Genomic DNA, 13,725 nt, shown 5'->3' with positions numbered 1-13,725 from the left:
CCATGATTACAAAATCAAAAATACTCGACTTTCAAAAATCAGTCGTTATTGCTATAGGGTTTATGCTCTTTACAATAGATTCTCATGCTGCCATAGATGGTATTACTGGAACGGTGTTTAATCTGAGTGCCAGAGCAGATCACCTGAGCACACCTGACGGCGGTAGTGTCTTATTCTGGAGCTATGCAGAAACCAGTAAGACAACGGGCCAATATCCAGGTCCAACCCTGATTGTTAATGAAGGTGATGTGGTCACTGTCAATCTGTCCAACGAGCTTGATGTGCCTGTTTCTGTTGTTTTCCCAGGTCAGGGGTTAATAACAACAGTTCCATCAGGTGATAATCCAGGACTGCTTACCGAGGAAGTTCTTCCTGGTGGTGGCCCCGTTGCATATACATTTACTGCTGCTAATCCAGGAACCTATACGTATCACAGTGGTACACGAATGGAGCTTGAGCTAGAGATGGGACTGGTTGGAGCTCTTATTGTTCGACCTCTAATGGGGGCAGGTATTGGTTTTGCCTACAATCATGCCGATACGCAATTTGATAGTGAATTCTTGTTCTTGCTTACAGATATGGATCCGGGGATTCATTTGCAGGTAGAATCAGGTGATATGGACTCTGTGGATTTTTCAGGGAGGTTCCCTAATTATTGGTTTATTAATGGTCGTGCTGCTCCTGATACCATGAAGCCGGTAAATTCTGAATTGTTACCTAAGCAACCCTATAATTGTCTGCCGAGAATGCACCCTGGTGACAGGATGTTGTTGAGGATTGCGGGAGGGGGTGCTGATTTACATCCTTTTCATCATCATGGTAATCATTCCAGAGTTATTGCCAGAAATGGGCGCATGTTATCAAGTAGCCCGGGAGCAGGGGCTGACATGTCAAACAGAGAATTTACTATACAGTCTGTACCAGGGCAAACGGTTGACTCCATCTTTGAATGGACCGGTGAAGAGCTGGGTTGGGATATTTATGGGCATCAGCCAGAGGACCCACTAGAACCATTTGAATATGCTGCAGATCATGGAAAAGTCTTACCCACTGTGGAACCGGATGCAAAGGACCTTGTGTTTGGCCCATTTTTTAGTGGTAGTCCGTATCTCGGATCTTCTGGACCGCTTAAACCTGGAGACGGGGGGTTCAACTTGAATAATGGGATAGTATTTATGTGGCATTCACATAATGAAAGGGAGATGGTGAATCGTGGTATCTTTCCTGGAGGAATGATGACTATGTTAATTATTGAACATCCTTCAGTTGTTATCAATCCTTAAAGTAAGCAAGGGGAAGAAAATGAATGGTAAAAAGAATTTTAAAACAGCTATGGCCTTGTTTGCGCTTGTAATAGTTGTCTTCAGTATGAGGATATCAACCTCATTTGCTAGTACTTTTACAGCTTACCTGGCAGCCAGGGAGTTTGAGCAAACCATGCCGGGGGGCGAAATAGTTACTATGTATGGTTTCGTTCAAGATAGTAATAGAAATCTTGAAAATTATTGTGGAGAGATTCCGACAGCGCCTGGTCCTTTAATTAATATTCCGTCCACCAAGGATGTATTGCGTATCAAATTACGCAATGATTTGGGTGTTCCTGTTTCTCTCATGATTCCAGGACTTGAACAGACGTCGGGTAAAGATCCTCATCGTGATGATCTTGATAGTACTGGTCGAATGAGGGTGACGTCTTTCCGGGAAGAAACTCAACCCCATACGATAGGCACATATGAATGGAAAACTAGGCCTGGCACCTTTATGTTACGTAGTGGAAGCAATCCAGCGGTACAAGTGCAGATGGGACTATACGCTGGAGTGAAGCAAGACTATAGAAGCACTAGACAAGCCTATAAGGAAGTAACTACACGTCATATCGCTGAACAGATGATCTTTTTTTCAGAGATAGACCCTGATCTTCACAAGGCAGTAGCTGACGGAAGTTATGGCACCCCTGCTTACCCCAGTACGATACATTACAAACCAAAATATTTCTTAATAAATGGCGGTAATGCATCTTCTCTTGTTGTTGGACGTAGGAGAGAGACAGTGTTGCTCAGACTTTTTAACACGGGACTGCAGCCGCGAGTTCCAACGCTGCTTGGCCCAAATTGGGAAGTGATTGCAGAAGATGGATATGCTTATAATTATTCTAAAAATGACCAATATTCAACACTGTTGACAGCAATGAAAACTAAAGATATTTTGTTAAAAATTCCATCAAGTGCCAGAACAGGAGACAGATACCCTCTCTTCGATCGCAAGCTGGGTTTAATGAATAATGTGAATGTGGATCTGATGGATATTAATGATCCAGAGTCAGGTATGCTTACCTATCTGGAAGTAGGTGCGAGACCGCGCTCGGGAAGCGGTTTATGGCCGTGGGGAGCACCAAAAACATCAGGTAGTTACGATACTGACCAGAACTGTGTGAGAGTCATCGATTAATTAGTGAGCCAAAAAGAGTGAGGGCTATTCATGAATGAAAATACGTATGTATTCCCGGGCAAAAGGAATCTGCTGCTTAAATTGTTGATGTCTACGCTGGCCTTGGTTAGTGTTATGGGGGTTATAGTTATAGCCACAGGTTTGTTACCCTTGGACTTCGTATCTAAATCAGCAATCTACGAGCCAGAATCTATATCATCGGACAGGCACGTACTGGAAGAGCGTTGGGGTATAAAAATAGAGAGTCTCCAGTTATCAGCTGCGAATCATATTGTAGATTTTCGCTATCGGGTCATAGACCCGATAAAGGCGGCTCCACTTTTTATTCGTAAAACCAAACCTTATATTTTTGATCAATCAAGCAATAGAAAGTTTCCGGTATCAAGCCCGCCGAAAGTTGGGCCTATGCGTTCAAACGCAAACCCGCAAACCAATCGAGTTTACTTTGTCATTTTTAAAAACCCAGGGACATTTATTAAATCGGGAAATATAGTGGATGTCGTGATTGGAGATTTCAATGCAAAAGATCTTATCGTGGAGTAAGTATTTGCCACTTTAATATCAGATTCTGCTGATATTGGCTTTATTCAATATTGTTGATATCTCACGCATGGTATGCTTACTTTATCGGCATAAGTATGTGTGGAGTTAAATCAAATAGTTGAACTCAGCTAGGAGTGGTGCCCTAGACGTATTTTTTGCGTAAAGCAGTGGGTGATATCTGTTTATGCAATGAATTAAGAGGTTAGATCAGTCTGGAAATATCTTGTGTCATCTTTTTTATTGATATCGCGGATTAAAATCTCAAGTGCCGCCCGAGTTATCTTGTGTCCATACGCGTAAGTTGTTCGAAAATGCACCATTAGGTGTTCGATAATTTTCCCCATTCCCAGAAGGCGCAAAGGAAGCGAATGTAATGGTCAAGTAAAACAGGACACTTTCGACCGGTCGGTTTCTTATGGAACTAGCGCTAAAACTCTAAGGGTGATTTATAGCCCAATTTAGAGTGTGTCTGCTTACCGTTATAAAAGTCATACATCAATGATACTTAACTTTGCGGCTTCTTTTGTTCTGAACTTTTCGTAATTCAACTGTTTATGCTTTAAGCCAAGACAAAACCATTCTGTAGGGCTATTATCCGAGCTTGTACTTTTGCGGTTCATATTTTGCTCAATATTTTTAATCTCCAGATGATTACGATACTTTTTGCTTGCAAATTGACTGTCGCGATCCGAATGATACAGTAAGCCCGGTCTTTAGTTTTCTGCGCCAAAAAACCATCTGCAAAACTACGAGATGTGTGCATATTCGTTATTCGCCCAGCCAACTTCGGCTTCTTTCTCTTTCGCAAAATAGGCTGCGGCCTTTGTTAATATTTTGCGCTCCACACGCAGTGTTCATTTTTTTACTTATTCGAAGCAATTCGTTATGTGTACTCAAGTTTAAGACGGAATGATTTTTTAATCGTTTTCACTTCTGCGCTTTGCTAGCTACTAAGGGGGACGTAAAGAAACGCCCCAATGATCTCCACAAGCTTATTGTCGTTCGTATCCATTTTTTTAAAGACTACTTTGCCGCATCTTGTTTAAATTCAAGTGTGTACTGGGGTTTTGGTTGCTTGTTTTCGTTACTCATATTCACCGCTGATGATATTATAAATCAGCCTTTAGAAAAGTGTTCTGGCTTTACAGTGAGGTCTGAAAACGGGGGTAAGGAATCACATGTTTGTTTTAATTTTAGCATATGTGCAGTTCCAAAAAAATCTGCAATCGGACATGATAAGTAATTGTTACAGGCTACAAAGCTACTTGTTTAACAGTATGATTGCAGGATTCATTGTAACGCTTATTTCAGATTTTCAATCTTCTGTCTTTGCGTAAGTTCTATATTATTCAAACAGGCTCAACAATTGCTGATAAATTGCTGATAAATTGATTAGGCTTGTCAACAGTCCTCTTTATTTATCAGGTTCTGCAGTAAAAAGTAATCAGGTTATAGTGAGTTTTGTAGATTTACCGACAGCAGTTAATTCGGTGACCTGCATCAGCCTAAAATAACTATTTGTTTGTTATAATGAATAAATTATGGCGGTTATGCAAGGTTTTTGGCGGCTGTTTCCTGTCTAAGTTTTTTTTGGCAGAAGAAGCCGGTACGACTAATTCTGATGAAGCATTACTGGCAGGTTTGATGAATGATATAGACCTGATTCTTTATTCAGCATTCCGCATCATTCGGAAGACTGGCATTATGATAGTGGTGAGTAATAGAACTTGATTGATATTGTTATTCTGGCTAAATTGCACATTTATTTTGCTGCACAGCAAGCACACCATTTACTCTATAAATACTATTCCCGCTTATGAAAAACATAAAAACGGGAAATTACGCCCTGATTTTTCGTTAAATTTATTACGTCAGGCAAATCAACGGATTAAGGACACGATTGCTGTATTTTCCTGAACCTGAACTAATTCTTAATATTCTACTGAAACAACACTATAAAAGAAATGACTAACCCCTTACTTGAGAACACTGAACTACCTTTATTTTCACAAATTAAACCCGAGCATATTGAGCCAGCCATTGAGCAATTATTAACGGAAGCAAGAGCTGTGGTCGAGCAGCTTTTAGCTGAGAATGATGCCTATACATGGGAAAACCTGATAACGCCTTTAGATGAGGCAGAAGACAAAATCAATAAGGCCTGGTCACCTGTTAGTCATATGAATTCAGTGGTGAATAATGATGCACTGCGCGATGCCTATAATGCCTGCTTACCAAAATTAAGTGCCTATTCAACTGAAATGGGTCAGCATGTGGGCCTGTTTAAGGCTTATCAATCAATTGCAGACAGTGATGCTTATGCACAGTTACAACCCGCACAGCAAAAAATTATTCAAAATGCTTTACGCGGCTTTCGTCTATCCGGTATAGATCTGGATGAAGAAAAACAGGCTCGCTACAAGGAAATTAGTCTGGAGCTCTCGCAACTTTCCAGTCACTATGAAGAAAACTTGCTGGATGCAACCAGTGCCTGGCAGAAATTAATCAGCAAGAAAAGTGATCTTGCCGGTTTGCCAGAGTCGGCTTTGCAACAGGCTAAACAAGCAGCAGAGCAAGAAGGTAAAAAAGGCTGGTTATTGACCTTGCAATTTCCGTCCTATATCGCAGTGATGACTTATGCCGATGACAGGCAGTTGCGTGCCGATATGTATAAAGCCTTTTCCACTCGCGCATCTGAACTAGGAGAAAATAGCGATTGGGATAATAGCGATATTATGGAAAAAACCATCGCCTTGCGTCATGAAAAAGCGCAGTTATTAGGCTTTAATAATTATGCCGAGCTGTCACTGGCAACTAAAATGGCAGAATCAACTCAGCAAGTCACTGACTTTTTAGAAGAGTTGGCCGAAAAATCCTTGCCTCAAGCGCATAAAGATCTGGCAGAATTAGCTGAATTTGCTCAACAACAGCATGGCATTACAAGGCTGCATACCTGGGATACCGGCTATTACTCAGAAAAAATGCGCCAATTTGCCTATGATTTATCGCAGGAAGTTGTAAAACAATATTTTCCTGCATCGCGCGTGTTACAGGGATTATTCGATGTGGTGGAAAAACTCTATGGCTTGAATATTACCGAAGTTGAAGGGGTTGATTGCTGGCATAAAGACGTGCGTTTTTTTCAGATTAAAGATAAGCAAGGAGAATTGCGCGGAAAATTTTATATCGACCTGTATGCACGACCTAAAAAACGCGGTGGCGCATGGATGGATGACTGTGTTGGTCGCAAAAAAATAGGCGATACCATTCAGGTCCCTGTGGCGTATTTAACCTGTAATTTTACCCCGCCCACAGCGACTGATCCCGCACTGTTAACGCATGATGAAGTGCTGACTTTATTTCATGAATTTGGGCATGGTTTACAGCATATGCTGACTAAAGTGGATTATCTGGGAGTATCAGGTATTAATGGCGTTGAATGGGATGCGGTCGAGTTGCCTAGCCAGTTTATGGAAAACTGGTGCTGGGAAAAAGAGGGTCTGGCTTTAATCTCAGGCCATTATCAAACAGGCGAGGCCTTACCAGACGCTTTGTATAATAAAATGCTGGCCGCGAAAAATTTTCAGGCAGGCATGATAATGGTGCGCCAACTCGAATTTAGCCTGTTTGATTTTAAGATGCATCAGGACTATTCGCCAGAACATGGCGCGAAAATTTATGAACAACTCAATGCCATTCGAGAGCAAGTATCGGTGATGATGCCTCCTGACTTTAATCGTTTTGCACATAGTTTTTCGCATATTTTTGCGGGTGGATATGCCGCTGGGTATTACAGCTACAAATGGGCGGAAGTATTGTCCAGTGATGCCTACTCATTATTTGAAGAAAACGGTATATTCGATCAAAAGACCGGTGAAGCATTTTTGACGCATATACTGGAAACCGGCGGTAGTGAGGATGCGATGGACTTATTTGTTAAGTTCAGAGGGCGTGAGCCGAAAATTGATGCTTTATTACGACATAATGGGATTCTGGCATGAAATATAAAGATCTAAGGGATTTTATTGCTCAGCTGGAAAAAAAAGGTGAGCTGAAGCGAATTACTCAGGAAGTCGATCCGGTGCTGGAAATGACTGAAATTAGTGACCGCACCTTAAAGCAAGGCGGGCCCGCCTTATTATTTGAAAATCCCAAAGGCTATAATATTCCAGTGCTTGCCAATTTATTTGGTACTCCTGACCGGGTCGCAATGGGTATGGGTGAAACCTCAGTGACTGCCTTGCGTGGTGTCGGTGAGTTATTATCGCAATTAAAAGAGCCTGAGCCACCCAAAGGCATGAAAGATGCGATGGATAAAATTCCGGTATTTAAAAATGTGCTGAATATGGCACCTAAGCTGGTAAAAAACCCACCGTGTCAGGAGTTAATCCGTATAGGCGATGAGATTGATTTAGGCGTGTATCCGATACAAACCTGCTGGCCGGACGATGCCGGTCCCTTAATTACCTGGCCATTGGTCATTACCAAAGGGCCTTATAAAGAACGTCAGAATTTAGGTATTTATCGCTTGCAGGTGATTGCCAAAAATAAAGTGATTATGCGTTGGTTAGCGCATCGTGGCGGCGCTCTGGATTTTAAAGAGTGGCAAGAAACTCACCCCGGCAAGCCCTTTCCTGTCTCGGTTGCATTGGGGGCTGATCCAGCCACTATATTAGCCGCTGTCACGCCAGTTCCAGATAGCTTATCAGAATATGCTTTTGCAGGTTTATTACGCGGTAGTAAAACGGAAGTGGCAAAATCAATGACGAATGATTTGCAAGTCCCTGCCAGTGCCGAGATTGTTTTAGAGGGTTTTATTTACCCCGATGAAATGGCACCCGAAGGGCCGTTTGGTGATCATACCGGTTATTATAATGAAGTAGGTAGTTTTCCGGTATTTACCATAGAGCGCATTACACAACGTCAGGCACCGATTTATCACAGTACGTATACAGGCAAACCACCTGATGAGCCGGCTGTTCTAGGCGTGGCTTTAAATGAAGTCTTTGTACCGATTCTGCAAAAACAATTTCCTGAAATTACTGATTTTTACTTGCCACCAGAAGGGTGTTCCTATCGAATGGCGGTGATCAGTATGAAAAAGCAATATGCGGGTCATGCCAAACGCGTAATGCTCGGAACATGGTCCTATTTACGCCAGTTTATGTATACTAAATTCGTGATTGTGGTTGATGAGGATGTCGATGTGCATAACTGGCAGGAAGTCATCTGGGCCATTACCACACGTATGGATCCGGCGCGGGATTTAACCATTCTGGAAAATACCCCGATCGATTATCTGGATTTTGCATCACCGGTATCCGGCTTAGGCTCCAAGGTAGGTTTTGATGCGACTAATAAATGGCCAGGTGAAACCACGCGCGAATGGGGGCGCACTATTACCATGTCAGCAGAGGTAGTGAAAAAAGTGGATGACATGTGGGAAAGCCTGGGAATAAGCTAATAAAGTAGATGCTGGATTATCATAAACTGGCTTTTTGACGTAGTTGAGGCGGGCTTCATGCCTCAACTATGTAACCGAACCTACATAAATATTGTGCTCCATGCTATGTAAATTAATCAGCAGATCGGTAAAGAATCTGGGTGACATGCTATGCTGCGCGAGTTCATTGAGCGGCAGCCATTCTACGCCAACCTGGTGTTTGTCGGGATCAGAGCCGGAACTCGGCAGGTAACCAGCTGGCGTCTCGCATTGAATGAGTACTTCTAGCTGATGACGGGTATAAGGCTCTGGTTTAAGCTTGGGAATAAAAAAATCTGCTATATGCAGTACGTCAAAAGCATTCACTGTGGTGTTTATCTCTTCCTGACATTCTCGAATAACAGCTTGATGTAATGTTTCACCGGATTCTAATGCCCCCCCTGGTAAAGTATAACGTACGCCTTGACCTGGACTATCCTTTTTGATGAGAAGAATTTCTTCATTTTGTACAATAACTGCGCGTACTGTAATGCGTATGCCTGATTGTAATATATCCATTTGCCTGTCTTAATAGAGCTGGATGCAAATTATGTTCGCATGGCTACGATCGCAGTTTTCTAGCGGTCGCTTTTTGCCGATAGCTGCGTTGCTGAAACAGTTGCGTTGCTAGCTATGCGCCTGTTTCAGCGCCTTGCTCTCAACAAAAATCGACTTGTTATAAAATCCACAACCGTCACCGCGCGAAGTATAGACTGTAGGGCGTGGCTTTGGCCCGCGTTTATCAGGATTTCTAGTTGAATTTGCGGGCTGAAGCCACGCCCTACAGTCGCAGTCGAGACGTTTGAATAGTATAGGAGGTACTATTCGTGATTACAACCCGCGCCGTGAATATGACCGTGTTCGATTTCAGTCTCAGTCGCAGGGCGAATGTCCATGACTTCCACCTCGAAGGTTAATTGCTCACCTGCTAATGGGTGGTTGCCATCAATAGTGATATTGTCACCTTCTACTTTGGTAATAGTCACGATAGCAGGGCCACTGCTTGAGTCTGCCTGAAATTGCATTCCTTCTTCTATAGTGTCGATGCCGGCAAACATTTCTCTGGAAACTGTTTGCATCTGTTCTTCGATACGTTCGCCATAAGCATCTTCAGCTTCGATAGTCACAGTTAATTTGTCACCCACTGATGACTCACTCAATGCTTTTTCAAGACCAGGAATAATATTACCTGCGCCGTGTAAATAGCTTAAAGGCTCCGCGCCAATAGAGCTGTCCAATTGTTCGCCTGCTTTGTTAGTTAATGTGTAGTGGATTGAAACAACAGGGTTTTCTGTATTTTTCATCAGTATGTATTTATATAAAGGTTTAAAAGAAGTTTTATTTTGCTTTATGAGTCATCGCTTTGTCTGGCAAGCGCAGTGAGAGATTCAATTAAATCAGTAAAATGCTCTAATGACTCAGTTCTTGCTGTTGCATGAGCAAGTTTGCGACCTTTGCGAGCTGCTTTATCATATAAATGCAGGTGCACCTGAGATAAAGAAAGCAGTTTTTTACTGGCAGGTACGCGGCCAATGAAATTCTGCATGGCTGCATAACCCAGTGAGTTTGTTGTCCCTAAGGGCATATCCATGATTGCCCTTAAATGGTTTTCAAACTGACTGGTTTCCGAGCCTTCAATGGTCCAGTGTCCTGAGTTATGGACTCTTGGAGCAAATTCGTTAGCAATTAATTTATCATCTACTGCAAATAACTCAAGTGCAATAGTGCCGACATAATCAAGTGCCGTTAATATGCTGTTAATGATCCCTTCAGCTTGCGCCTGGAGAGGATCGTTTTGAGTGTTTTTAGCCAGACGTAAAATGCCTTTGTGATGGGTGTTTTCAGACAAAGGGTAATAAACAACTTCCCCGGAGACACTTCGACTGGCAATAAGCGATACTTCTCTATCAAAAGGCACAAACCCTTCAACAACAGCAGGTGCATTTTTCATGGCTTCCCAGGCACTGTCTAAATCTTGCGTGCTTTGCAACACGACTTGTCCTTTACCGTCATAACCTAAACGGCGCGTTTTGAGGATGGCTGGATAGCCAATGTCAGACATGGCTTGTTGCAGTTCCTCTAAGCTGGATACGGGGGCATAAGGAGCGGTTGCAATGTCTAGATCCTGTAAAAATGTTTTTTCAGTTATCCGGTCCTGGCCGATCAACAAAGCTTTTGCAGACGGATAAACAGGGGTATTCTGGTTAAGATAGTCGATAATCTCTACCGGTACATTTTCAAATTCATAAGTGATGATATCCGCTTCTGCTGCGAGTTGAGTCAGCAGTGTTTTGTTCGTGTAGTCACCAAGCAGGTGCTTACCTAAATCAGCCGCGCATGAGTTTGGTGTCGGGTCTAAAAAGATAAATTTAAGCCCTAAAGGTTTGCCAGCCAATGCAAGCATTCTTGCTAATTGTCCCGCACCTAAAATACCGATGACCATTAAGTTAGCTCCCTGGGGTCTGAATTAGCGAGTACTGACTCGCTTTGTTGCTGGCGGAAAGCATTCAGCGGTGCTTTATATTGTGTATGTTTGTTGGCAATAATGGCTGCAGCCAGTAATGCGGCATTTACTGCGCCCGCTTTGCCAATAGCCAGAGTCCCGACGGGAATTCCGGCAGGCATTTGTACAATGGACAATAAAGAATCCATACCATTCAGTGCTTTGGATTGTATCGGTACGCCTAATACTGGTAATAAGGTTTTAGCTGCCGTCATGCCGGGTAAATGAGCAGCACCGCCTGCGCCGGCAATAATAACTTCCAGTCCTTTGTTCTCAGCCGCTTCAGCGTATGCAAACAGCTTATCAGGTGTTCGGTGGGCGGAGACCACCTCAACTTCAAAAGGAATGCCGAGCTGTTCCAGTTTTTCAGATGCAAAGCGCATGGTTTCCCAATCAGATGTTGAGCCCATGATAATACCCACTAGTGCAGTCATGTGTGTCCTTTTTACGCAAATAATTAGGCCGACGTTGTAGCGATAAATCTACTCCTTCGTTAGCAAAAAACATTCAATTATACTTAAGTTTATAGCATTTTAAAATACAAAAATGCGTAATAATGTTTCCTGAAACTTGTCTGGTTTAGAAAAATTTAGTTGATACAGGTATCCGAATAGTTTTATTAACCAGGGAAATGAAGGTTAGGGTTTGCTTGTAATATATTACGAAGAGTGAGTCGGGTGCTTTTTTGGTGAATGTAGGGAGTTGAGAAAGGATTATTGGTCACTACTTCAAGTTAAACGCCAAGATTTATAAATAAGAAGTGAGATTTTTAAAAAAAGGAATTTAATGCAATATTAATATTGTATTTCAGTCATTGATGAATGCGCATATAATGACTTCGAGTATTAATCGCGTCTGTGAATTGTTTTTACGCTTGGGTTAGAAAGGGCAATGTTAGGCATTAATCAACATAATAACCCTCAGTATAGATGAGGGTTATTAGCATTAGACTGTTATCGTGTAGCAGCTTTAGATGAAGTCGCGCCCATACTCCCACTGTCAGCACCTGTTCCACAGCCAACTAATGAAACTGAGATAGTTGTGATTAAAAGTATCATAGCGCTAATTTTTTTAAATAATTTCATTAATTAATCCTCATATTTATAAATCTAAAGTTCATTTTTGTGATTTGAACTTTTGTATTAAAAGCCAACAAGAGCAATACCTACTGAATTTAACCTAAACGAGATTCTCAGGAGTTTTCTTTATTATCAGAAATTCATAGATAGTTCTCTAATTCGAAGAGTTGTGCTTTGATTGGCTTCAGGGGATATGTTAAAGCGTTTGAAATTTTACTTTTTTGATATAGATCAATAAAGAGTGAACTAATTATCAAATTATATTAGTGCCGGAGTAACAATGGACCAGATCGTAAAAGACTTTAAAGTCAGTTGCACAAACTGTACGTTAGATGCAATTTGTCTCCCTCGTGGCTTATCTCAACAAGAAGTTGAGAATTTGAGTATTGAGGTCAAAAATAATATTCTAGTGCAGAAAGGTGAATATATATATCGGCAGGGTGATGAAGTTAATATGATCGTGGCCATTAAATCTGGGTCGGCAAAATTAGTGTCTAATGATGACCAAGGTAATGAGCATATTCTCAGCGTACTTTTACCCGGTGAATTGATTGGCTTTGAAAGTTTATTTCAGAATAAGTATAACTGTTCGGCAGTAGCACTTGAAAGCTTGAGCTTTTGTGTGTTGTCAATGGATAAGTTTGAGGCTTTGTGTGCCAGGGTTCCTGGTCTTGCGCGGGAACTTCTGAAGCATTCTAGTGAAGCTATTTATGAATCTCAGGGGCAGATTATCGCCAGTAAAAGTTCGGCAGAAGAAAAGGTAGCAAAATTTTTAATTAGTTTGTCAGATCGTTTGAGAAAACGGGGTTACTCCTCAGTGCAGTTCAACATAATGCTCTCTCGGCAGGAGATCGGTGACCATCTTGGCTTGACTTTTGAAACTGTCAGCAGAACGTTGAAGCAATTTCAGAAGGATGGTTTTCTCAATGTGCAGCGGAAATTGATAGAAATTAAAGATTTGCAAGGTTTGCGCAGTATTTACACTGTCTAAGTTGAAACTGAATTATGCAATTGTTAATAGATAATCTGCTGTAGGGGTTCTCATCGCAAACCTTGCTGTAGAATGAAATATACTTAGCATATTCAGCGCAATGATCGGCCCTTCTTATGAAGCGCGCAAACAAAGTCCATTGAGCGCATTGTAAATAGCGGTGGCTTGTTTATGTCCGCCGGTTGCTCCAGCCAGGATATGGATATTGTTAGCTTTAAATTTTTTGTGTACCGCTAAGGTAGAGCGCGCAGGTGTTTGTTGACTGATGTTTGCGCTGGTGGAAACAATGGCGCCACCATAGTAGTCACATAATTGTCGGACTAATGGATGCGCGCTCACTCTTACCGCTAGAGAATCATGTTTGCCTGTTAAATAATCGGGTACCCAGGTTTGGGCGGGAATGACCCAGGTAATCGGGCCAGGCCAGCCAGGCATAATGCGCAGTAACATTTCAGGGCTGGGGTTAATGTATGGCTGTAGTTGCGCAAAGTCTGATGCAATCAGAATGAGTCCTTTATGCAGAGGGCGTTGTTTAATGCTCAATAAATGCATGACCGTAGTTTCATTTAACGGATCACAACCAATGCCATAAACGGATTCGGTCGGGTAGGCCAGCAGTTTTCCCTGTTTTAACGCATGGCAGGCCATGCGGATTTTGAAGTGCGAGTGATAGTTCATG

Annotated in this window: 13 protein-coding genes; 7 read left to right on the top strand and 6 right to left on the bottom strand. The window is 42.1% G+C overall.

What is annotated here, in order from left to right:
* The first annotated feature begins 2 nt into the window (after positions 1–2).
* From AU255_RS00260 to ubiD, 6 genes are all read left to right on the top strand, one after another.
* Positions 3–1,283, top strand: coding sequence for a multicopper oxidase domain-containing protein (locus AU255_RS00260; protein WP_080521009.1), 1,281 nt, complete (start codon positions 3–5; stop codon positions 1,281–1,283).
* A 19-nt stretch (positions 1,284–1,302) separates the two neighbouring features.
* Positions 1,303–2,448, top strand: a complete 1,146-nt coding sequence (locus AU255_RS00255) for a cupredoxin domain-containing protein (RefSeq protein ID WP_080521008.1) — start codon at positions 1,303–1,305, stop codon at positions 2,446–2,448.
* A gap of 30 nt (positions 2,449–2,478) precedes the next feature.
* Entirely contained in the window at positions 2,479–2,991 is a 513-nt protein-coding gene (locus tag AU255_RS00250) for a hypothetical protein (RefSeq protein WP_080521007.1), read from the top strand.
* Positions 2,992–4,521: 1,530 nt separating this feature from the next.
* Positions 4,522–4,722 (top strand): hypothetical protein, encoded by a 201-nt coding sequence (locus AU255_RS00245; protein ID WP_080521006.1) that lies wholly within the window; start codon positions 4,522–4,524, stop codon positions 4,720–4,722.
* A 233-nt stretch (positions 4,723–4,955) separates the two neighbouring features.
* On the top strand, positions 4,956–6,992 hold the full coding sequence (gene prlC, locus AU255_RS00240; protein ID WP_080521005.1) for an oligopeptidase A: 2,037 nt from the start codon (positions 4,956–4,958) through the stop codon (positions 6,990–6,992).
* Positions 6,989–8,455, top strand: a complete 1,467-nt coding sequence (ubiD, locus tag AU255_RS00235) for a 4-hydroxy-3-polyprenylbenzoate decarboxylase (RefSeq protein ID WP_080521004.1) — start codon at positions 6,989–6,991, stop codon at positions 8,453–8,455. The genes prlC and ubiD overlap by 4 nt, the downstream gene beginning before the upstream one ends.
* Positions 8,456–8,521: 66 nt before the next feature.
* Here the strand turns inward: ubiD and AU255_RS00230 are convergent, their stop codons facing one another.
* The 5 genes from AU255_RS00230 to AU255_RS20985 form a co-directional block, all read right to left on the bottom strand.
* Positions 8,522–8,992 (bottom strand): NUDIX domain-containing protein, encoded by a 471-nt coding sequence (locus AU255_RS00230; protein ID WP_080521003.1) that lies wholly within the window; start codon positions 8,990–8,992, stop codon positions 8,522–8,524.
* Positions 8,993–9,294: 302 nt separating this feature from the next.
* Positions 9,295–9,777, bottom strand: coding sequence for an FKBP-type peptidyl-prolyl cis-trans isomerase (locus tag AU255_RS00225; protein ID WP_080521002.1), 483 nt, complete (start codon positions 9,775–9,777; stop codon positions 9,295–9,297).
* Between the two features lie 44 nt (positions 9,778–9,821).
* Entirely contained in the window at positions 9,822–10,916 is a 1,095-nt protein-coding gene (locus AU255_RS00220; protein WP_080521001.1) for a 5-(carboxyamino)imidazole ribonucleotide synthase, read from the bottom strand.
* Positions 10,916–11,410, bottom strand: a complete 495-nt coding sequence (gene purE, locus AU255_RS00215; RefSeq protein ID WP_080521000.1) for a 5-(carboxyamino)imidazole ribonucleotide mutase — start codon at positions 11,408–11,410, stop codon at positions 10,916–10,918. The genes AU255_RS00220 and purE overlap by 1 nt, the downstream gene beginning before the upstream one ends.
* Positions 11,411–11,929: 519 nt before the next feature.
* The gene (locus tag AU255_RS20985) at positions 11,930–12,061 is read right to left on the bottom strand and encodes a hypothetical protein (protein ID WP_269844750.1); all 132 of its coding nucleotides are present in this window, start codon (positions 12,059–12,061) and stop codon (positions 11,930–11,932) included.
* Positions 12,062–12,335: 274 nt separating this feature from the next.
* Here AU255_RS20985 and AU255_RS00210 point away from each other — a divergent pair, with 274 nt between their 5' ends.
* Positions 12,336–13,046: a Crp/Fnr family transcriptional regulator gene (locus AU255_RS00210; protein ID WP_080520999.1), complete on the top strand. Its 711-nt coding sequence runs from the start codon at positions 12,336–12,338 to the stop codon at positions 13,044–13,046.
* 114 nt (positions 13,047–13,160) lie between these two features.
* Here AU255_RS00210 and AU255_RS00205 read toward each other — a convergent pair whose 3' ends face one another.
* Positions 13,161–13,724 (bottom strand): Sua5/YciO/YrdC/YwlC family protein, encoded by a 564-nt coding sequence (locus AU255_RS00205; RefSeq protein WP_080520998.1) that lies wholly within the window; start codon positions 13,722–13,724, stop codon positions 13,161–13,163.
* Position 13,725: the final 1 nt, after the last annotated feature.

Source organism: Methyloprofundus sedimenti (genome assembly GCF_002072955.1).
Taxonomy (GTDB): domain Bacteria; phylum Pseudomonadota; class Gammaproteobacteria; order Methylococcales; family Methylomonadaceae; genus Methyloprofundus; species Methyloprofundus sedimenti.
Note: the sequence above shows the minus strand (reverse complement) of the source record. Positions and strands in the feature narration are given on the sequence as shown.

What these genes read in the sequence shown, in the direction of transcription:
- AU255_RS00225 (WP_080521002.1), bottom strand. Translation starts at nt 9,777, where the DNA reads ATGAAAAATACAGAAAACCCTGTTGTTTCAATCCACTACACATTAACT.
- AU255_RS00250 (WP_080521007.1), top strand. Translation starts at nt 2,479, where the DNA reads ATGAATGAAAATACGTATGTATTCCCGGGCAAAAGGAATCTGCTGCTT.
- AU255_RS00230 (WP_080521003.1), bottom strand. Translation starts at nt 8,992, where the DNA reads ATGGATATATTACAATCAGGCATACGCATTACAGTACGCGCAGTTATT.
- AU255_RS00205 (WP_080520998.1), bottom strand. Translation starts at nt 13,724, where the DNA reads ATGAACTATCACTCGCACTTCAAAATCCGCATGGCCTGCCATGCGTTA.
- prlC (WP_080521005.1), top strand. Translation starts at nt 4,956, where the DNA reads ATGACTAACCCCTTACTTGAGAACACTGAACTACCTTTATTTTCACAA.
- AU255_RS00255 (WP_080521008.1), top strand. Translation starts at nt 1,303, where the DNA reads ATGAATGGTAAAAAGAATTTTAAAACAGCTATGGCCTTGTTTGCGCTT.
- AU255_RS00245 (WP_080521006.1), top strand. Translation starts at nt 4,522, where the DNA reads ATGAATAAATTATGGCGGTTATGCAAGGTTTTTGGCGGCTGTTTCCTG.
- purE (WP_080521000.1), bottom strand. Translation starts at nt 11,410, where the DNA reads ATGACTGCACTAGTGGGTATTATCATGGGCTCAACATCTGATTGGGAA.
- AU255_RS00260 (WP_080521009.1), top strand. Translation starts at nt 3, where the DNA reads ATGATTACAAAATCAAAAATACTCGACTTTCAAAAATCAGTCGTTATT.
- AU255_RS20985 (WP_269844750.1), bottom strand. Translation starts at nt 12,061, where the DNA reads ATGAAATTATTTAAAAAAATTAGCGCTATGATACTTTTAATCACAACT.
- AU255_RS00210 (WP_080520999.1), top strand. Translation starts at nt 12,336, where the DNA reads ATGGACCAGATCGTAAAAGACTTTAAAGTCAGTTGCACAAACTGTACG.
- ubiD (WP_080521004.1), top strand. Translation starts at nt 6,989, where the DNA reads ATGAAATATAAAGATCTAAGGGATTTTATTGCTCAGCTGGAAAAAAAA.
- AU255_RS00220 (WP_080521001.1), bottom strand. Translation starts at nt 10,916, where the DNA reads ATGGTCATCGGTATTTTAGGTGCGGGACAATTAGCAAGAATGCTTGCA.